The 19,014-nt window shown below is 51.9% G+C and carries 18 protein-coding genes; 10 read left to right on the forward strand and 8 right to left on the reverse strand.

All coding sequences use genetic code 11. From position 1 onward, the window contains the following. Positions 1-142: 142 nt before the first annotated feature. A complete protein-coding gene (gene hrcA / locus HQ393_RS06495) occupies positions 143-1,153 on the forward strand; it encodes a heat-inducible transcriptional repressor HrcA (protein ID WP_179358020.1) in 1,011 nt (336 codons plus the stop codon). Positions 1,154-1,246: 93 nt separating this feature from the next. Beyond that, positions 1,247-2,302, forward strand: coding sequence for a lytic murein transglycosylase B (gene mltB, locus HQ393_RS06500; protein ID WP_179358021.1), 1,056 nt, complete (start codon positions 1,247-1,249; stop codon positions 2,300-2,302). 106 nt (positions 2,303-2,408) lie between these two features. Here mltB and HQ393_RS06505 read toward each other — a convergent pair whose 3' ends face one another. Then, entirely contained in the window at positions 2,409-2,597 is a 189-nt protein-coding gene (locus HQ393_RS06505) for a hypothetical protein (protein WP_179358022.1), read from the reverse strand. 97 nt (positions 2,598-2,694) lie between these two features. Between HQ393_RS06505 and HQ393_RS06510 the strand changes: the two genes are divergently transcribed. Then, entirely contained in the window at positions 2,695-3,609 is a 915-nt protein-coding gene (locus tag HQ393_RS06510; RefSeq protein WP_179358023.1) for a LysR family transcriptional regulator, read from the forward strand. Between the two features lie 336 nt (positions 3,610-3,945). Then, positions 3,946-5,199 carry an IS4 family transposase gene (locus HQ393_RS06515; RefSeq protein WP_246307991.1) on the forward strand — a complete coding sequence of 418 codons (1,254 nt, stop codon included), beginning with the start codon at positions 3,946-3,948 and terminating at the stop codon, positions 5,197-5,199. 606 nt (positions 5,200-5,805) lie between these two features. Here the strand turns inward: HQ393_RS06515 and HQ393_RS06520 are convergent. Both HQ393_RS06520 and uvrC read right to left on the reverse strand, forming a co-directional pair. Beyond that, positions 5,806-7,128 carry a DUF6602 domain-containing protein gene (locus HQ393_RS06520; protein ID WP_179358024.1) on the reverse strand — a complete coding sequence of 441 codons (1,323 nt, stop codon included), beginning with the start codon at positions 7,126-7,128 and terminating at the stop codon, positions 5,806-5,808. Between the two features lie 82 nt (positions 7,129-7,210). Next, a complete protein-coding gene (gene uvrC, locus HQ393_RS06525) occupies positions 7,211-9,127 on the reverse strand; it encodes an excinuclease ABC subunit UvrC (protein ID WP_246307969.1) in 1,917 nt (638 codons plus the stop codon). 176 nt (positions 9,128-9,303) lie between these two features. Here uvrC and HQ393_RS06530 point away from each other — a divergent pair, with 176 nt between their 5' ends. Further along, on the forward strand, positions 9,304-10,659 hold the full coding sequence (locus tag HQ393_RS06530; RefSeq protein ID WP_179358025.1) for a sodium-dependent transporter: 1,356 nt from the start codon (positions 9,304-9,306) through the stop codon (positions 10,657-10,659). 133 nt (positions 10,660-10,792) lie between these two features. On the opposite strand, the gene thiD is transcribed toward HQ393_RS06530, so the two are convergent. The 3 genes from thiD to thiM are packed head-to-tail and all read right to left on the reverse strand — an operon-like array spanning position 10,793 to position 13,092. Further along, positions 10,793-11,599, reverse strand: a complete 807-nt coding sequence (gene thiD, locus HQ393_RS06535) for a bifunctional hydroxymethylpyrimidine kinase/phosphomethylpyrimidine kinase (RefSeq protein ID WP_179358026.1) — start codon at positions 11,597-11,599, stop codon at positions 10,793-10,795. A 12-nt stretch (positions 11,600-11,611) separates the two neighbouring features. Next, complete coding sequence (thiE, locus tag HQ393_RS06540) at positions 11,612-12,289, reverse strand: thiamine phosphate synthase (RefSeq protein ID WP_246307970.1); 678 nt, start codon at positions 12,287-12,289, stop codon at positions 11,612-11,614. Then, the gene (gene thiM / locus HQ393_RS06545) at positions 12,286-13,092 is read right to left on the reverse strand and encodes a hydroxyethylthiazole kinase (protein WP_179358027.1); all 807 of its coding nucleotides are present in this window, start codon (positions 13,090-13,092) and stop codon (positions 12,286-12,288) included. Before thiM ends, thiE begins: the two co-directional genes overlap by 4 nt. 270 nt (positions 13,093-13,362) lie before the next feature. On the opposite strand from thiM, the gene HQ393_RS06550 reads away from it, so the two are divergent. Further along, the gene (locus HQ393_RS06550; RefSeq protein ID WP_179358028.1) at positions 13,363-14,307 is read left to right on the forward strand and encodes a dihydroorotate oxidase; all 945 of its coding nucleotides are present in this window, start codon (positions 13,363-13,365) and stop codon (positions 14,305-14,307) included. 56 nt (positions 14,308-14,363) lie between these two features. Here the strand turns inward: HQ393_RS06550 and HQ393_RS06555 are convergent, their stop codons facing one another. Both HQ393_RS06555 and pmbA read right to left on the reverse strand, forming a co-directional pair. Then, a complete protein-coding gene (locus HQ393_RS06555) occupies positions 14,364-14,996 on the reverse strand; it encodes a DNA-3-methyladenine glycosylase family protein (RefSeq protein ID WP_179358029.1) in 633 nt (210 codons plus the stop codon). An 8-nt stretch (positions 14,997-15,004) separates the two neighbouring features. Continuing rightward, positions 15,005-16,357 carry a metalloprotease PmbA gene (gene pmbA / locus HQ393_RS06560; RefSeq protein WP_281361487.1) on the reverse strand — a complete coding sequence of 451 codons (1,353 nt, stop codon included), beginning with the start codon at positions 16,355-16,357 and terminating at the stop codon, positions 15,005-15,007. 116 nt (positions 16,358-16,473) lie between these two features. On the opposite strand from pmbA, the gene yjgA reads away from it, so the two are divergent. Genes yjgA through HQ393_RS06580 form a run of 4 tightly spaced genes read left to right on the forward strand, consistent with a single transcriptional unit; the run spans position 16,474 to position 18,959 of the window. Continuing rightward, positions 16,474-17,043, forward strand: coding sequence for a ribosome biogenesis factor YjgA (yjgA, locus tag HQ393_RS06565; protein ID WP_179358030.1), 570 nt, complete (start codon positions 16,474-16,476; stop codon positions 17,041-17,043). Beyond that, on the forward strand, positions 17,040-17,693 hold the full coding sequence (locus HQ393_RS06570; protein WP_179358031.1) for an HAD-IA family hydrolase: 654 nt from the start codon (positions 17,040-17,042) through the stop codon (positions 17,691-17,693). The genes yjgA and HQ393_RS06570 overlap by 4 nt, the downstream gene beginning before the upstream one ends. Beyond that, positions 17,686-18,276: a molybdopterin adenylyltransferase gene (mog, locus tag HQ393_RS06575; RefSeq protein WP_179358032.1), complete on the forward strand. Its 591-nt coding sequence runs from the start codon at positions 17,686-17,688 to the stop codon at positions 18,274-18,276. Before HQ393_RS06570 ends, mog begins: the two co-directional genes overlap by 8 nt. A gap of 8 nt (positions 18,277-18,284) precedes the next feature. Next, positions 18,285-18,959: an alpha/beta hydrolase gene (locus HQ393_RS06580; protein ID WP_179358033.1), complete on the forward strand. Its 675-nt coding sequence runs from the start codon at positions 18,285-18,287 to the stop codon at positions 18,957-18,959. Positions 18,960-19,014: the final 55 nt, after the last annotated feature.

Consider the following 19,014-nt stretch of genomic DNA (forward strand, 5'->3'; position numbering starts at 1 on the left):
GGCGACCAAGTCGCTATTGCGATGTTTAAAACGGCGCAATAGCTTGCTTGATTTGAGTAAACTCTGGTTTTTCGCTATTTTCGAGCTGACATAGTCGTTTTTTCGTTCCTTGTTGATCGTCCTCGTAGACCCTAGGTAAGCCATGCATCTGAACGACCGATCTCAAATCCTGCTCAAAACTCTGGTTGAGCGCTATATCGCCGACGGCCAGCCGGTCGGCTCAAAGGCCTTATCGCAGTTTTCGGGGCTGGATGTCAGCTCGGCCACCATCCGCAATGTGATGGTCGATTTGGAGCATCTGGGTCTGGTCGCTAGCCCGCATACCTCGGCCGGGCGTATTCCGACCGCGCAAGGCTATCGGCTGTTTGTTGATACGCTGTTGTCGGTGCAGCCTTTTGAGGCGCATCCCAGCCACTTGCAAATCGGCGCGCTGCCCAATGACAACCCGCAGCACAGCATTATTGCCGCGTCACAATTACTCTCGCAGCTGACGCAATTTGCCGGCGTGGTGATGACGCCCAAGCGCAGCGAGCTGCATTTAAAACAGATCGAATTTTTGCCGCTCGGTGACAAGCGCGTCTTGCTGATTTTGGTAACGAGCGATGGCGATGTGCAAAACCGCATCGTGCAAACTGATCGCCATTTTGGCCCGAACGAATTGGTCAATGCCGCGAATTTTCTCAATGAACACTGCGCAGGCAAAACGCTGAGCAACCTATTGAGCTGGCTGCAAAGCGATGTGATCCGCGTCAAGCAAGATCTGACCAGCCTGATGAATGCCGCCGTGGCAGTCAGCGCGCACCTCAATCAAGAGCATATGGTGATTGCCGGTGAGCACCAATTACTTGGCCTGCATGATTTTTCGGGTGATATGCAGCGCATGCGCCAGCTCTTTGAACTTTTCGAGCAGAAAACCGCCTTATTGCAATTGCTTGAGCAAGGCCATCATGCCGAAGGCGTGCAAATATATATTGGTGGCGAATCGGGGCTAGCGCCGCTCGATGAATGCTCGGTGATTACCGCGCCGTATCAGGTCAATGGCGAAGTGGTCGGCACGCTGGGCGTGATTGGCCCGACACGGATGGCGTACGAACGGGTGATCCCGATTGTCGACATCACCGCCAAATTGCTCGGCAGTGCCTTATCCAACTAATTAATTCATGCGCCAGTTAATATTAACTGGTGTGTCAGCTCCGCTCGCTGCGACAATAGCAGCGGTATTTTTCAGATCAGATTTGAGTAAAACATGAAGCTTAAAACCCTTGCGACGGCGTTCATACTAACCTTGAGCAGCAGCTTGGCGCTGGCCGATGCAGAGCTGGTCAGCCGCCCAGACGTACAAGACTACATCAAGAAAACCGCTGCCGAGCAAGGCTTTAGCCCCGAAGAAATCGCCGGCTGGCTCAATCAGGCGGAGCTAAAGCCCAATATCATCACGATTTTGGATAAGCCGTCCACCAGCCGCCCTTGGCATGAATTTGAAGCCAATTTCGTCAATAAAACGCGGATTATGAATGGTGCCAAATTCTGGCGCGAAAACGCGATTTTGATTGGCGACATCACGCGAAAATACCAAGTCGCCCCCGAGGTATTGCTCGCTATCCTAGGCGCAGAAACGAATTACGGCCGATACACCGGCTCATTTCGCATTGTCGATGCCTTATCGACCATTGCGTTTAATTACCCACGCCGCGCAGAATATTTCCAAGGCGAGCTGACGCAACTCTTCCTACTAGCACGCGAAGAAAAGAAAGACCCGCTGAGCTTTAAAGGCAGCTACGCCGGCGCAATGGGCTGGCCGCAATTTATGCCCAGCTCATTTAGGAAATGGGCGCAAGACTGGGATAAAGACGGCTTTCACGACATCTGGAATAACCCCGGTGACGCGATGGCCAGCGTCGCTAATTACCTCAATCAGCACGGCTGGCAAGATGGTGGCGACACCTATACCGCGGTCAATTTCAATGGCGACCCGGCCGAATTACTGGCCGACAAATTCAATATTCACTTCACCGTGGATGAGTTGATCGCCAAAGGCGTGATGCCGATTAATGAGCTCAATACCAAGCAGCCCGCGGTACTGTATACGCTGGAAACCGAGCCCGGCTTTACCCAGCATTTCCTCGGCTTTAATAATTTTTACGTGATTACGCGCTACAACAAGAGCACGCTGTACGCCACCGCCGTACTCAAGCTCGCCGATGAAATCAAAAAAGCCTACGTCAATGGCGATGACTTAGTCGCAAGCAGCAAAGCGAAACCCACGCCCAGCGCCAAACCCGCAAAGAAAGGCTGGAAATAATAGTCGAGGTATATTTAGCAAAACCTCAATTAAACTGGCCCTCATAGACATACCCAAAGCCGTTTAGCATTTCATGCTAAACGGCTTTATTACATCACACCGCGAATCAATGGAAACGCCAACGATCGCGCAATTGCTCCAGCGTTTCTTCTTCGCACGACATGGGCGTGCTGCGACGTGGCTCATTGAGCTGATTATTTAAATAGAAGAAATGATCGTGAGAGAAAGCATCGTATTTCGAGCCACTCAATACATTCCGTAAGCTATGCAGTATTTCCGTCAGAAAGCGCAGCATTTTGTTGACCTATTTGTTTTTAATTCTTTAGATGTTGTTATGATAGATAGCTAATGACGGGCTGATAAGCGCCAAAAATGGAATACACTGTTCTGATATGAAAACAATACTCGACCCCGAATCTTTATTGGCTTTCGAGGCACTTTCTCGACTTGGTAGTTTTACCGCCGCCGCGCAAGACCGTGGCTGCGCCAAAAGCCATATCAGCCAACTGATCCGCGAATTAGAAAAAGAGCTCGCCACCGTATTGGTATTGCGCAGCACACGCAGCATGACGCTAACCGAAGCGGGGCAAAAACTGCTGCCGCACGCCGTCGCACTGCGCGAGCTACTCGGCCAAGTTCGGCTTGATATTGAAGACACGCAGCAGCACATCGAAGGCGAATTGTGGATTAGCACCACGCCCTCGCTGTCGCAATACGTCGTCGGCCCGCTGATGGCCGAGCTCGCCAAGTTGCACCCTGGCCTGCGCATTCGCGTGGATTCGAACAACCGGCTGATTTCACCCGGCGCCGACGGCGTCGATTTCTGTATCCGCGTCGGCCGCGTCGGTGACGAGCGCCTGGTCGCCAAAGAGCTGGGCTACGCCCACGACAAACTCTTTGCCGCCCCCAGCTACCTCGCCCAAGCGCCCGCGCTAAACCACCCAAGCGATCTAATCCATCACGCCTCGCTGATTAACGATGATTACCAGTACACACGCCAATGGCATCTGGTCAACGGCAGCGAAGAAGTCAAAGCCGCGCTGAACCCATTGCTATGCAGCGACACCAACCCGACCTTGGCAATTAGCGCGATCAATGGCTACGGCATCGCCCTATTGCCGCAATTTGTCGGTGAAACCTACTGCAAATTTGGCCTGCTCGAACCGATTCTGAGCGACTGGAGCGCCAACCCAACTCCAGTCTTTTTGGTCTACCCATTCCGCTCCGCGATGCCACGCAAGCATCGAGTATTTATTGATTTTATTGTTGAGGCATTACGGGAAAGATTGACGAGTAAGGCGGATTAATAGAGATTTCAAGCCTCACCTCGAACAAACCCAACGCCCCCATCGACGCGAAACCCAGTCTGTCTAGCACTTGGCAAGGCGCAGCAAAACTCGCTGCGGCGTAGGGTGCAATAAGCACAGCGCATTGCACCATCGGCTGTGGTATTTGCCTGCTACGCAGGCGGTGAACCGGCCGTTTCGCCGGCCAAACGAGTTAGGGGTGGGTCTTGCCCCCACTGCCGCGAAAATAAGCCTTTCCCAGGTCGCCCGATCATGGCATTATGTGTTATCTTATTGTTTTATATAACTAATAGACTATGAATCCGACCCTCCCTATATTCCAAATCAATCTATAAAATCCAGCAGTTACTTCATTCTCTTGAATTTCGTTCCCGCCACCGTCAACGCCCGCAAGATTTCACTCGCAACACCACTTTTACCTTTCCACGCGTAGCGGGCATTTTGCTCGCTGGACTTCAGCAATCTTTGCAAGTCGAAGTCGATCAGTTCTTTGATCATTTGGATCTGCCTGATGGCCGTTTACCCAATGACGACGCCTTTCGAATGGCGCGTAAGAAGCTCAAAGAGTCTGCTTATATCGAGCTGCGCGACCAAATCAACCATGATTTACCAAGCGATTTGGCTCAACGTTGGCATAGCTGGAGAATCATTGCCGCCGACTCAACCACTTTGTATTTGCCCAACCATGCAGATATTCGCAAGCCTGAACACTTCAATGTTTATGATGGCGCAAATGCGCCCCCTTATTCCTTGGCACGTGCTGCCGCCTTGTGCGAAACCAGTACTGGATTGATTCTGTGTGCGGATCTTGATGCCGATCGCGTCAGCGAGCGTGAGCTGCTGCTCCGGCAGTTACCCATCCTCAAACAAGACGATTTATTGGTGCTTGATCGAGGCTATCCTGCGCATTGGCTGTTTGCCTTGCTGCTTGAACGCCAACAAGCGTTTTGTATGCGACTCTATAGCTCGTCCTACAATCCACTGGTCACCGCCTTTGCGCGCTCAGATCGGATGAGCGAAGTCATCACCATTACACCTAATCGAGCGCAATATAAGTCCTTCAATACTCATGGTATTGCCATTAAACCCTTTAAAATCAGGCTGGTTAAGGTGATACTTCAGTCGGGTATGATCGAAATACTGGCCACATCGCTCTTAAATGAAGTGCAGTATCCTCACGCGGAATTTGCCGCGCTCTATCACCGTCGTTGGCGAATTGAAGAGGCATTCCGCAATCTCAAGTGCCGCTTAAAGCTGGAACAATTTGGTGGTGAAACCCCACTGGCTGTACGACAGGAGTTTCATGCCGCCATTTTGTTACATAATCTGGCGAGTCTAGCTTGTGAAGATGCATTGCGAGCATTGCCTGCAGAGCAGCAGGCCTTATTTCATGCCAATTTAAGTTACGCCGCTTCGCAACTGCGACACCAGTTGCCTCGCTTGTTGAGTGACCCTAAGCGGTTTGGTGCCTTGTTCGATAAAATAATTGTCTTATTAATCAAGCAAGTCGAACGATTACGCCCCGATAGATCTGGCCCCCCACGCAATCCAAGTCGCATTAAGCCTCGCTATCACCGAGCCTACAAGTGATTGAATATGAAAGAATTAGCTTATTTTCGCGGCAGTGGGTCTTGCCCCACCCCTAACAACCCCAGCGCGCCCGATCGACGCGAAACCCCGCTTGAAAAAAGCCCGTCAGGGCGCCGCTACAACTCGCGTTGCGCTATCGTCGCAACGCTCAAACACTACGCGGCTTAAAACCCTGACGGTCATTTTTCAAACGGCGCGTCTCCACGGGCAATCCGCCCTAATTAGAGCAGGGGTATATCTAGCAAAAACAATTCAGAATTGATCTTCAGAGCAACACTACGGCATGTATACGCCTCAATCGTCGGGCTGCGCCAATTCCCCTGCAGCTGCGCCGAGCGAGGAACAAGCGGCGAGGGGTTTCGGCGGGCTCTGTTTTGTTAAAGCCCGCCGCCTTGCCGATTGTCCGCAGCGAGGGTACGGGCGCAGCCCGCGCAGATGCCGGGGTCGCCTTTCTTTGCTGACTTTCTTTGGCGAAGCAAAGAAAGTCAGTGCCGCGGCGCATAGCCGCCAATCCATGTTTGCAAAACAATTACAAGCGATCGCAGCTTAGGCTTGATACTAGCGGCATAATTACTACGGCAATTACACCCTACAGAACAGCAAAGCCTAATCCACCATTAGTAGGTGAATATAATTAGGTTCAATTTTGTGCATTCTGCACCAAGCATCAAATCTATTCTTATCAGTCGCAAGATAACCAGTTCCATCATCATTCGGTAAAATCATTGTTGAATTATTTACAGGGAACAGATAATCACCATCTTTTGCAAAAACCATTGTTAAAATCAAATTATTAACGACAGAATCAAGAGATAGTCCATGCTCTTTCTGAATGTAATCTTTCATACTTTCATCTAAAAGGAGTTGCCCACCATAAAAAAACATATGGTTAACAAGAGTCATTCCAGCTGCATCCAGCTTTTCAGGATCCCATTTCTTTACAGCATCACGATTCAAACTAGCCTCTTTGTATTCTAAAGACTCAAAAAACCATCCAATTTTTCCATGAAATTCTATTGGTTTTGCAAGCATTAAGGGACTTAAATTTTCAAAATCCAAATCATCTCCCCATGGCATGGAAACATCAAAATGCTGAGATATTTTTGACCAAATAAGTTCCAGCATCATTTGCAAAGGATTATGCCTTGAAGACAACAATGCGACCCATGAACCATCTGAGCGTGTAGCTATGAAAGGTGAGCCATTACCTTTTACAATACAAAACTGATTCGATGTTACTAGGGTGGGGATTCCTGGATAGCCTACATTCAGTGAAGCATCATTCTTAATTGAATCTAGAATATCCATAAATGCAGACCTAATCCCTTCCTCTCTTTTATAACCACCGTAGCCATGAATAATACTAATCGGAGCATATTGCTCTTGCACAAGAGAGTAAAAAAGCACTCCATGCTCTCTTGAAAGGTTATGTATGTCACTGTACGTTTTAGGGGCAGCAACACCAGTAATTTGAGAAAAATACTTTGCAGCCCTTGAAATATCAGGCTCGAAGCCTTCATTAATTAGCCTATCTTCAAAACTTTCTGAAAATGCCTTTCGTATCTTTGCTAGATGCAACATTGCATCTAAATAATCACTTTTCGTTAGTGTTTTCTTTACTTCAAAAATGCACAACACAGATTCAATTGGATATATGTATTTTTCCGTTCTTCCATATTGACGCCCCACCCCACAAACCAGCATACAATCAATTTGTTCTGGTAGCATTTCTTGTTTAATTTCAATAAAGCCAGAAACGACTCTTAGGTCAAGTCCTTTTGGAATAACAAAGCCCTGATCGATGCCATCTTTAGTAATAGACTCATATGCTTCACCCAAAGTAGGCATGTGCGGCATACTTATGCCAACAAGTTTCCGTTTTTCTTCGTCAATAAATCTCGCAAGCAATTCTGATGCCAATGAAATCATGCAATTCTCCATTCGTTTGAGACGAAGGGGTTAACCTCACTTGCCAAAAGGTTAGTAATTACCCCCAAAATCCAGCCCCATCTCACCCCCTTAACGCCGCATAAATCTTCTCCGCCAGCGCTTCATTAATCCCCTCCACCGCCGCCAAATCATCGACACTAGCCGCCTTCACGCCTTGCAGGCCGCCAAAGCGGGCGAGCAGTTTTTGGCGGCGTTTGGGGCCGATGCCTTCGATGTCTTCCAGTGTGCTGGCAATGCGCGCTTTGGCGCGGCGGGCGCGGTGGCCGGTGATGGCGAAGCGGTGTGACTCGTCACGAATCTGTTGAATCAGGTGCAGACCGATGTGGTCGCGTTTGAGCTGAATGGTTTTACCAAGGCGCGGAATGATCAGTTGCTCCAAGCCGGCTTTGCGCGTTTCGCCCTTGGCGACGCCGATAATCCACGGCTCATTCAGACCAATCTCCTCCATCACTTCGAGCGCAACGCCCAATTGCCCTTTACCGCCGTCGATCAGGATGACATCCGGCACTTTGCTATCTGCACTGCCTTCCCCCGCCGCCAGTTTTTCATAGCGGCGTGTCAGTACTTGGCGCATCGCGGCGTAATCGTCACCCGGTGTGATCGGCTCAAAGCCGGCATCGCCCTTCCCTGGAGACGTCGTCGTCGCGATATTAAAGCGACGATATTGCTTGGGTTGCATGTCCTGATTGTCGTAGACGACGCAGGAAGCAACGGTCAGCTCGCCCATGGTGTGCGAGATGTCGAAACATTCAATCCGCTGCGTTTCATCGGGCAGGCCCAGCGCTTCAACCAAGGCGGCGAGCCGCCCTGCTTGCGAGGCTTGCTGGGTTTTGCGCTGGAGTATAGCCAGCTGCGCGTTCTTGGCTGCCATCTCCAACCAGATACGTCGCTCGCCATTTGGATTGCTATTGATAATCACGCGCCTACCCGTTTGTTCCGACAATGACGCCATCAGGATGCTGGCGTTTTCCGGCTCGGGGCTACAGAAAATCAGCGGCGGGACGGTGCGTTCCAGATAATGCTGGGCGATAAAGGCGTGCAGCGCCTCGCTGGGAGTGTATTCGTCGGCGTGGCTGGGGAATAGGTTTTTGTCCCCCACATGCCGCCCGCCGCGCACCATGGCCAAATTGACGCACAGCACGCCGCCTTCTTCGACGCAGGCCAGAATATCGGCGTCACCGTCCGAGCTATTGCTCGATACAAATTGCTTCTCTTGCACCTTGGCTAAGGCCTGTATCTGATCGCGCACCGCAGCGGCGGCTTCGAATTCCCAGTTGGCCGACAGTGTTTGCATCCGCGTTTCGAGTTGCTGCAACACTTCGTTTTCTTTACCCGATAAAAACAGCATCGCGTTATTGACGTCGCTGCGGTAATCCTCGGGCGAAATCGCATTTATGCACGGCGCGGAGCAGCGCTTGATCTGGTGCAGCAAACAGGCGCGCGAACGGTTGGAAAACACCGAATCTTCACAGGTACGCAACTGAAACACTTTTTGCAATAACTGGATGCTCTCTTTGACCACATAGCCATTCGGAAACGGGCCGAAATAGGTATGGCGCTTATCGAGCGCACCACGGTAATAGGCCAAGCGTGGCGAGGCGTGGCCGGTGAGCACTAGGTATGGATAACTTTTGTCGTCGCGAAACAAAATGTTGTAACGCGGCGACAGCGCTTTGATCAGATTGTTTTCCAGTACCAGCGCTTCGGCTTCCGAGCGCACGACGGTGGTTTCCAAGCTCGCCACCTGCGCCAACATCAGGCGAATCCGTGGGCTGTGGTCGTTTTTGATGAAATACGAGCCGACGCGCTTTTTTAGGCTAATCGCCTTGCCGACATACAGCACGCTGCCATCCGCACCGATGTAGCGATACACGCCGGGCAGATCGGGCAAGTTTTTAACTTGGATTAATAAAGCTTCGCGTTGCGGGTCGATCTCGGGAACGGAAGGTGTATCGTCGGGCATTTCGCTGATGGTCATTGTGTTCGGTGGCTACTCAATAGATCAGCTATTGTACTGTCAGCGAAAACGGCTGAGTAAAATCAAATATTACGCAGATACACCTTCGCCAGCGAGGCAAAACGGGATTTCCCGCATGGACAGCCCGTAAGCTAAAAATGATGATGACAATACCGCAAAATAATAGGGGGAAGGCCATGAGCCAAAACCGTGATGGTTTCACATCGACATTCGGCGTTTTAGTCGCCACTTTGGGCTCGGCCGTTGGGCTGGGCAATATCTGGAAATTCCCCTATCTGACCGGCACGAATGGCGGAGCGAGTTTTCTGGTGGTGTATTTACTCGCCACCCTGCTTGTTGCCTTGCCGGTGATGATTGCCGAAATCATGCTCGGCCGCGCTTCTCGCTCCAATGCGGTAAGCGCGTTTGAAAAGCTGGCGCCAAAAAATCAGCAATTCTGGAGCATCATCGGCTATATGGGGCTGGTGTCGGCAATTTTGATTTTGGCCTTTTACACTGGCGTAGCGGGCTGGGTGTTTGCGTATATTTTCAAATCCCTGATGGGCTCAATCAATAGTACCGACCCCGCGACAGCCAAAGCCGCGTTTGGTGATCTGGTTTCCAACCCAACACAAGCGCTGTTTTGGCAGTGGGTGGTGCTGATCTGGGCGGGTTCGATCATTATGATGGGCGTGTCCAAAGGCATTGAAGCGGTTGCGAAAAAGCTAATGCCGCTACTGTTTTTGCTGCTGGTTCTACTCTGTATTCGCAGCCTGACCTTGCCCGGTGCAATGGAAGGCGTGAAGTTTCTGTTTGCGCCTGACTTTAGCAAAATCACTGCGCCGGTGGTGCTAACGGCGGTAGGATTGGCCTTTTTCAAGCTATCGATCGGTATGGGCACAATGCTGACCTACGGCAGCTATTTCCGCCAAGAGCAAAACATCCCCGCCACCGCCACGCGCGTGATGTTGGCTGATTTGTCGGTGTCGATGCTGGCTGGTTTGGCGATTTTCCCTGCGGTATTTGCTTTTGGCTTTGAGCCATCGGCGGGCCCTTCGCTGGTGTTTATGACTATTCCCGCCGTGTTTGCCAGCATGCCGTTTGGCAATGTGTTTATGGCGCTGTTTTTTGTGTTGGCGGCTATTGCCGCTACGGGCGCGATTTTGTCGATCTTGGAAGTGCCCGTTGCGATGCTCAGCGAGCGCTTTAATTTCAGCCGCAAAAAAGCCACCTTGGTGTCAGTCGGTATCATCGGTCTGTTTGGCGTGCCGGCAGCGCTGTCGTCGTCGCTGACCGCCGATTGGACGCTGTTTGGTCTGAATACTTTTGATCTGTTTGACTACATCAGCTCGAATATTCTGCTGCCGCTGGGCGGAATTTTGATTAGCTTGTTTGTTGGCTGGGTGTATGGCTTGCCACAACTGAAACAGCAATTGAGCAACGAAGGTAAGCTCAATAATGGCCTGCTGATCAATGCGCTGTTTATCTTGGTGCGCTATGTGACGCCAATTATTATTACGGTGATTATGCTCAAAGGCTTGGGATTAATCTAATTGCAACTAATGGTATCTTCATCTGATCAATACCATGATTGGTTTTGATGAATATACCCCGGCAAGAAATTTCAACACTCAAAAAATAGCCCGCTTTACGCGGGCTATTTTTATTTCAGTCCGCGCAAACGCGCTACCACCATTGATGAAAATGGTGAACTGGCCCAATGCCCTGCCCGACTTGTAGTTTTTCGGCATGGGTAATGGCTTGCAAAAGCCAAGCCTTGGCATCGCGCACCGTACTTTCCCAATCCACACGCTGCGGGCGTAGTGCGGTCAACGCCGCTGACAGCGTGCAACCCGTACCGTGCGTATGGCGCGTCGCGATACGCAGCGCGGGGAAATTGAGTTCCAGCTCAGGCGTGATTAGCCAGTCCGGGCATTGCTCGCCCGCCAGATGACCGCCCTTCATCAGCACCGCCTTTGCGCCAGCAGCAAGCAGTGCTCGCCCCTGCTCGCGCATTTGCTCTTCACTCTGCGCCTCACTACATTCAAGCAAGGCTGCGGCTTCGGGTAAATTGGGCGTAATGATACTGGCCAGCGGTAATAGCTCGCGCCGTAGCGCATCCACTGCAGCAGGGTCTAGCAGGGCATGTCCGCCTTTGGCAATCATCACGGTGTCTAGCACGACATACCTAGGCTGGTATTTACGCAGCGATTCGGCGACGGCGTGGATAATCTCGGCGTTGGCGAGCATACCCATTTTGACGGCATCAACCCGAATATCACTAAACACGGCATCGCATTGCGCGGCGATAAACTCAGGCGGCACTGGATGCACAGCATGCACGCCTTGGGTATTTTGCGCCGTCAGCGCGGTAATCACGCTCATGCCATAGGCGCCAAGCGCCGAAAAAGTTTTCAAATCGGCCTGAATGCCCGCGCCGCCGCCCGAATCCGAACCGGCGATGGTCAGCGCGTGCGAGATGGTATGACTCATTACACTTTCCTCTTATTGGGCTGGCTTAATTTCGCGCAGCAAATCACGACAAGCTTGTGGCACATCGCTTTGCCCACAAATGGCCGAGATCACCGCGACGCCATTGGCGCCCGCGGCCATCAATGGCGCGGCGGTGCCCAGCTTGATGCCGCCAATGGCCACCGCAGGCACGCCACGCGCCGTGCAGCTGGCAAACATCGCCGCCATTTCATCGTGACTGAGCACGGGCGAGGCGTCTTTTTTGGTCGTGGTCGGGTAAACGGGCCCAACTCCGATGTAATCAATGCTGGCGGCGATCTCGGGGCTGAGTAACTCGGTGACATTGCCCAGATTATTGGTCGATAGGCCGACAATTTTATTTGGGCCAAGCAGCGCACGCACCACTTGCACCGGCAAATCGCTTTGCCCCACATGCACGCCATCGGCATCAACGGCCAAAGCCACATCGACGTGATCATTGATAATCAGTGGCACATTCAACGGCGCGAGTACTGTTTTAAGTTGCTGCGCGCAGGTAAGCCATTGGCGCTTTTTCCAGTTCGGCGCACGCAATTGCACCACCGTTGCGCCGTGTTGCGCGGCCAGCCTTGCAGTTTCGACCATGCCGTCGAGCCCGCCACATAAATCGGGGTCGAGCACCAGATACAAGCTCACATCGATGACATGACGACTCATACGGTCCTGACTCATAGCGCAGCCTGACGCAATTGCGCGGGGTGGATAATCGCCAGCGCATCAAGGAAAGGCGCCACAAAGGTGCCGGGGCCATCGGAGCACTCAACCGCCCGTTCGCCTGCCAGCGCCATCAGCGCACACGCCGCAGCGACCGCGTTAAGGCGATTTGGTGCATCAGCAAGGAAAGCGGCCACCACCGCCGACAAGGCGCAACCCGTACCGACGACTTTGGTCATCAAAGGGTGGCCCAGCTCAACCGACCAAGTTTGCTCACCGTCAGTGATGTAATCAATTGCGCCCGTCACCGCTACAATGGCGCCGGTTTCTTGCGCCAGAGCAATTGCCGCTTCTAGTGCAGAAGTGGAGCTGGCCGTGCTATCGACACCCTTGCCCCCGCCCAAACCACCCGCCAGCGCGATGATTTCCGAGCCATTACCCCGAATCGCAGCAGGCTGTTGCGTCAACATCGCTTTGGCCGCGGCCGTGCGATACGGCAATACGCCCACCGCCACTGGATCGAGCACCCATGGCGTGCCGGCGGCATTGGCGGCGGCAATCGCCAAATTCATGGCTTCCAGACGCTCGGCATACACCGTACCCACATTGATCAGCAGCGCATCGGCGATGGCGGCAAAATCGGCCACTTCTTCTTTGGCCACAACCATCGCGGGTGAGGCGCCCATCGCCAACAGGGTATTGGCGGTAAAGCATTGCACCACTTCATTAGTGAGTACATGCACCAGAGGGGTATTTGCGCGAACGCGTTCTAACTCATCAGCTAAAACGTTAAATGGCAATTCAGAAATTTGGGTTGTCATCGCTTAAATCCTTTTCATCGCTCCGTCACTCATCGCAGGGATGATCAGAAGCTTATCGAGCTGCTAGGGATAAATTAGGTGACTATATTGTACCGTTTATCAATTAAGAACGTTTGACCTAGGCAGGATTGAACGCCTGTGAGCGCTAAGAAAATAGTGTCGTCAAATAGTGTGGTTTTATTGCGAATGGCTAAATGTTTGATGCTGCTCACAATGCAGCTTGCCGCAATTCCCTACAATCAATGTCAATGTTGAATCAAGGAGAAGGTCATGGCGGACTTGACCACCCAATTTCTGGACCTGCCAGTCAAAAACCCCGTAATGAATGCTGCGGGCGTTTGGTGCAGTGTTGCCTCACAACTTGAAGCCTTGGCCGAATCCGCCGCAGGCGCCATGGTCACTAAAAGCTGCACGCTACAACCGCGCGACGGCAATCCCGAGCCACGCTACCGTGTGCTCGATGGCGACAAGCCTTTTGGCAGCATCAACTCGATGGGCCTGCCCAATGAAGGTTTTGCCTACTATTTGCGTTATGCACAGCGCCATGATTACGAAGAAAAGCCACTATTTGTATCGCTATCGGGCCTGACGCTGGACGACAATCTCACGATGATCGACAGTCTGAAAGATGCGGTGACGCCTGCAATTTTGGAAGTGAACTTATCGTGCCCCAATGTACCCGGCAAATCGCAAATTGGTTACGACTTTGAATCGATGGATACGCTGTTGGCCGAAGTCTCTTCAGGCTATCAGCGACCATTTGGCGTGAAATTGCCGCCCTATTTCGATATGGCGCATTTTGACGAAGCCGCTGAAATTCTCAATCGTTACCCGCTGGTGGCTTTTGTCACCTGCATTAACTCCATCGGCAATGCGCTCGTCATTGATCTGGCCAGCGAAACTACGCTGATCAAACCCAAAGACGGCTTTGGTGGCCTCGGTGGTGATTATGTCTTGCCAACAGCGCTGGCCAATGTGAACGCCTTCTATCGTCGTTGCCCGAATAAAACCATTATTGGCTGCGGCGGCATTAAATCGGGCCGGGAAGCATTTATGCATATCTTGGCAGGCGCTACCCTCGTGCAGATCGGCACTAGTCTGTATGAAGAAGGCCCAGGCATTTTCCAACGCGTATTGGATGAATTGAGCGCGATCATGGATGAAAAAGGCTACGCCACTACGGAAGAATTCCGTGGCAAATTGAAAACGCTTTAAGCGGTGTTCAAGCGCCTCAATTGAAAAAACCGCCGTAATGGCGGTTTTTTTATTGTTTAATACTCGACCGGCACTGGATCAAGGCTGCGCCATAAATACCACGTCGCCACTGAGCTCCACGGTTGCCAAAGGGTTGCCAGCTCGCGCAGTTCAGCTTTGGATTTGCGTTCGTCCTGATGGTAATGCAACGCAATTCCTCGGATCAGGCCGATATCGTCGAGCGGCAATACATCGGGGCGCGCCAGATAAAAAATCAAAAACATTTCGGCCGTCCAGCGACCGATACCTCGAATCGAGACCAGCTCTTTAATGACCGCCTCATCATCCCAATCGTGCCAAGCGCTCGGGTCTAATCGACCTTCATGATGGTGACGAGCCAGATCGCTGAGGTATTCGACTTTACGCTGCGAAAGGCCACATGCACGCAATTTGTCAACACTTGAGCCGAGCACTGCGCGGCTAGTCACATCGCCCAAAAACGTCGCCAGCTTATTCCACACCGAATCGGCGGCTTTCACCGAAATCTGCTGCCCCACGATTGAGCGCGCCAGCGTATGAAAGGCATCGCCGCGCGTTCGCAAATTGACGTCGGGATAGAGCGCAATCAAGCGCGCCATCACTGGATCAGCCGCAGCCAATTCAGTAATGGCTTGCGTCCAATAGTCTGGGCGTTCTAAGGGCGCACTCATCAATCGCCTCAGACCAAATCGCCAGAAGCCGAATCACCGGCTACGGTCATGCGCTCAATCAGAATCGCGCCGACCTTGCGGCTGCTGGAGGCCAAAGCGTCATCGCCAATCGCAACAATGCGCTGGTACATATCGCGCAAATTGCCGGCGATGGTGATTTCTTCGACTGGATATTGAATGATGCCATTCTCAACCCAGAAACCTGCCGCGCCGCGCGAGTAGTCGCCAGTTACCATATTGATGCCATGACCGAGCAATTCAGTCACGAGCAAACCCGTCCCCATTTTGGCGAGCAAGCTGGAAGCCACATCGGTCGGCGCAACAAATAGATTATGTGGGCCACCAGCATTACCCGTGGTATCCATCCCTAGCTTTCGTGCAGAATAGCTTCCAAGGAAATACCCCTGCTGAACACCCTTTTCAACCACAGTACGCGCGGCGGTTGCCACGCCTTCGGCGTCAAATGCGCCGCTGGCAAAACCACGTGGCGTAAATGGATCTTCAGTAATCGTGACACAAGGCGCAAAGACTGGCTGACCGAGACTATCGACCAGGAAGCTCGATTTACGGTACAAGCTGCTACCCGATACGGCGTTGATCCAGTGACCAATCAGCGAGCCCGCTACTGATGCTTCAAACAAGACAGGGTATTCACCCGTTTTCAAACGGCGCGCACCGAGGCGACGCACCGTGCGCTCGCCAGCCCGGCGACCCACGGCTGCCGCACCTTCCAAATCGGAGGGTGCTCGCGCAGCGGTGTACCAGTAATCGCGCTGCATGCCGCTTTCGTCTTCACCGATCACCGCGGCAGAAATACTGTAGCGCGTACTTGTACCCGCGCCGATAAATCCTTGTGAATTGCCATATACCCAGCGCGATGCTGAAGTTGAGACGGTTGCGCCATCGGAATTATCAATCCGCTCATCGACGGCCATGGCTGCCTGCTCGCATTCGCGAGCCAATTCAATTGCCGCTTCAACTGATAAATCCCAGGGGTGATACAAATCCAAATCCGGAAACACGGTACACAGGCGTTTTGGATCGGCTGTGCCGGCAAATTCATCCGCAGCGGTGTATTTGGCAATCGCCAGCGCGGCTTTGACCGTATCAGCGAGCGCCGCAGGTGAAAAATCACTACTGCTGGCATGGCCTTTTTGCTGACCGAGATAAACGGTAACGCTGACGCCTTTATCGCGGTTGTATTCAATCGTTTCGACTTCATCGAGCCGCACCGAGACATTTTGCCCAGAACCTTCGGAAACCTCGACATCACACGCCGTTGCGCCTTGCTGCTTGGCCATATCCAGCACTTGAGCAGCCATTTCACGCAAAGTGGTTTCACTAAAACTGAATTCAGACACGTTTTAAGTTCCGTTGGAGAAGTTGAAGAAGGTATTCGAGCGTCTTAACAAGAAGGTTAAGCCCAAGTTTGTTATCATACTGCTTTTGATACTGCTTTTGCATTGCGTTAGAAACCATGGCCCATAAAGATCACGACGACGAAATCGAAGGCGTCAGCAAATCCCAGCTTAAACGCGAAGCAACTGCACTGCAGGAGCTCGGTGCCACGCTGATGACGTACAGCGCGAAACAACTCGCGCCGCTCAACCTGCCTGAAAAGCTAATGGACGCGCTGAGCGAAGGCCGTCGCATTACTGCCAATGGCGCGACAGCTCGCCACAAACAATATATCGGCAAACTGATGCGCGATGTAGATGCGGCACCAATTTATGCTTTTTTAGACGCACTCAATGGCGATTCGGACAAGCACACAGCTTGGCTGCACCAAGTTGAGCGTTTACGCGAAAAAATGCTGGCCGACACCAAAGTCGTCGAGCAATTTATCGCCGACTATCCCGATGTGGATATTCAACACCTGCGTCAATTGATTCGCAATGCAATTAAAGAGCGTCAAGCACAAGAAAGTGGCAAACACATGCCACCCAAAGCATTCCGTGAATTGTTCCAATTGATCAAGTCACACATCAAAGAGCCAGCACTGCCAAGCCTGACCGATGGCGAAGCAGAAGAGGACAGCGAAGAATGAGCATTGCCGTAAAGGGCCTGTTGTTTGACATGGATGGTACTTTGGTCGATTCGCGCCAGTGTATTGAACAACTGTGGCGCAACTGGGCCCTGCGGCATAAGCTTGATTTTGCTGACATTCAAGCCGTGATGCACGGCCGTCGTGGCATTGAAACAATCCAAATCGTCGCCCCGCATCTGGATGCGCAATCTGAGGTCGAGCTACTGCTGGCCGAAGAAGCGCTGACCTTGGAAGGCACCGTCGCGATCGCAGGCGCACACGAGTTGCTGCGCAGTTTAGCGCCAGACCAATGGGCCGTAGTGACCTCTGCACCGCGTGATCTGGCCTTGGCCAAGCTGGCTTTTGCTGGTTTACCGCTGCCGACCCACATTGTTGGCGCGGATGATGTTAGCGAAGGTAAACCTCACCCTGCCCCGTTTGCCATGGGCGCAGCAAAACTGGGCCTGAGTGCCGATCAATGTTTGGCCTTTGAAGATGCCAGTGCGGGTGTACGCTCCGCCCATGCCGCAGGTGCTGCGGTATGTTTAGTGACTGCTGCTGGCGGCAAAGACGATAGCGGACTGACGAAGTGGCAAATTAATCACTTTGATCAAGTTCAAATTAATAGCAATTCAGACTCAATCGATGTGAGTATTAAATCGAATGAATGAAGTTTTAAAAATCGGCTTGGTTTCCATTTCTGACCGCGCTAGCAGCGGTATTTACGAAGACAAAGGCATTCCAGCTTTACAAGAATGGCTTACCCAAGCGCTGGCCAGCCCGTTTGAAATCGTTACTCGCTTGATTGCGGATGAACAACCACAGATTGAGGCCACGCTCATCGAGCTGGTCGATCGCGAAAAATGCCATCTAGTGCTCACAACTGGTGGCACAGGTCCAGCCAAACGCGATGTAACGCCCGACGCGACACTGGCGATTGCTGATCGTGAAATGCCTGGCTTTGGTGAGCAAATGCGCCAAATTAGCCTGCATTACGTGCCTACGGCCATTTTATCGCGCCAAGTGGGCGTAATACGTGGCAGCTGCCTGATTTTAAACCTGCCTGGCCAACCCAAATCGATCAAAGAAACCCTAGAAGGCGTGAAAGATCAAGACGGTAAGGTGCTAGTGCATGGGATTTTTGCATCAGTGCCCTACTGCATTCAGCTACTTGAAGGGCCATATATTGAAACACACGCGACTATCGTCAGTGCTTTCCGCCCGAAAAGCGCAATTCGTCAATCCATTGAGTAGATACCAAAATGAGCAGCAATTTACTTCCTTGCGTAGAAATCGAAACGGGTAGTAACCCTACAGCAGCAGTGATTTGGCTGCATGGACTGGGCGCAGATGGCAATGACTTTGCGCCTATCGTGCCTGAGTTGGGCTTACCAGAGAACTTGGCGATCCGCTTTATTTTTCCGCATGCTCCTACCATGCCAATCACTTGCAATAATGGCTATGTAATGCGGGCTTGGTATGACATCGTGCATTTTGATCAAATTAGTCGCCAGGCTGATGTTGCAGGTGTTAAGGCCAGTATTGAATATGTGCGTGATTTAATCGCCGATCAAAACGCCAAAGGTATACCTACCGACCGTATCATTCTGGCAGGCTTTTCCCAAGGTGGTGCCATTGCCTATACCGCCGGTTTAACCCATCCAGCGCCACTGGCAGGCATTGTGTGCCTTTCGACCTATTTACCTGCGGAAGAGTTATTAACGAGCGACAGCATCGCCACAAATAAAGCAACGCCCTTATTAGCCGCGCACGGCAGCCATGATCCAGTGGTAGGAATTAGCCTAGGCGAAAAAGCGAAGAATTATGTTGCAAATCTTGGGGTCAACGTTTCATGGCAGACTTACCCAATCCAGCACTCTGTATGCCTGCCTGAAATACAGTTAATTGGGCAATTTATCCGTCAGCAGCTTGGCTAAGCACATCATGGTGGTAAATAAAAACGGCGCTATAAGCGCCGTTTTTATTTACTGC

Source organism: Chitinibacter bivalviorum, assembly GCF_013403565.1.
In the GTDB taxonomy this organism is placed as follows: Bacteria; Pseudomonadota; Gammaproteobacteria; order Burkholderiales; family Chitinibacteraceae; genus Chitinibacter; species Chitinibacter bivalviorum.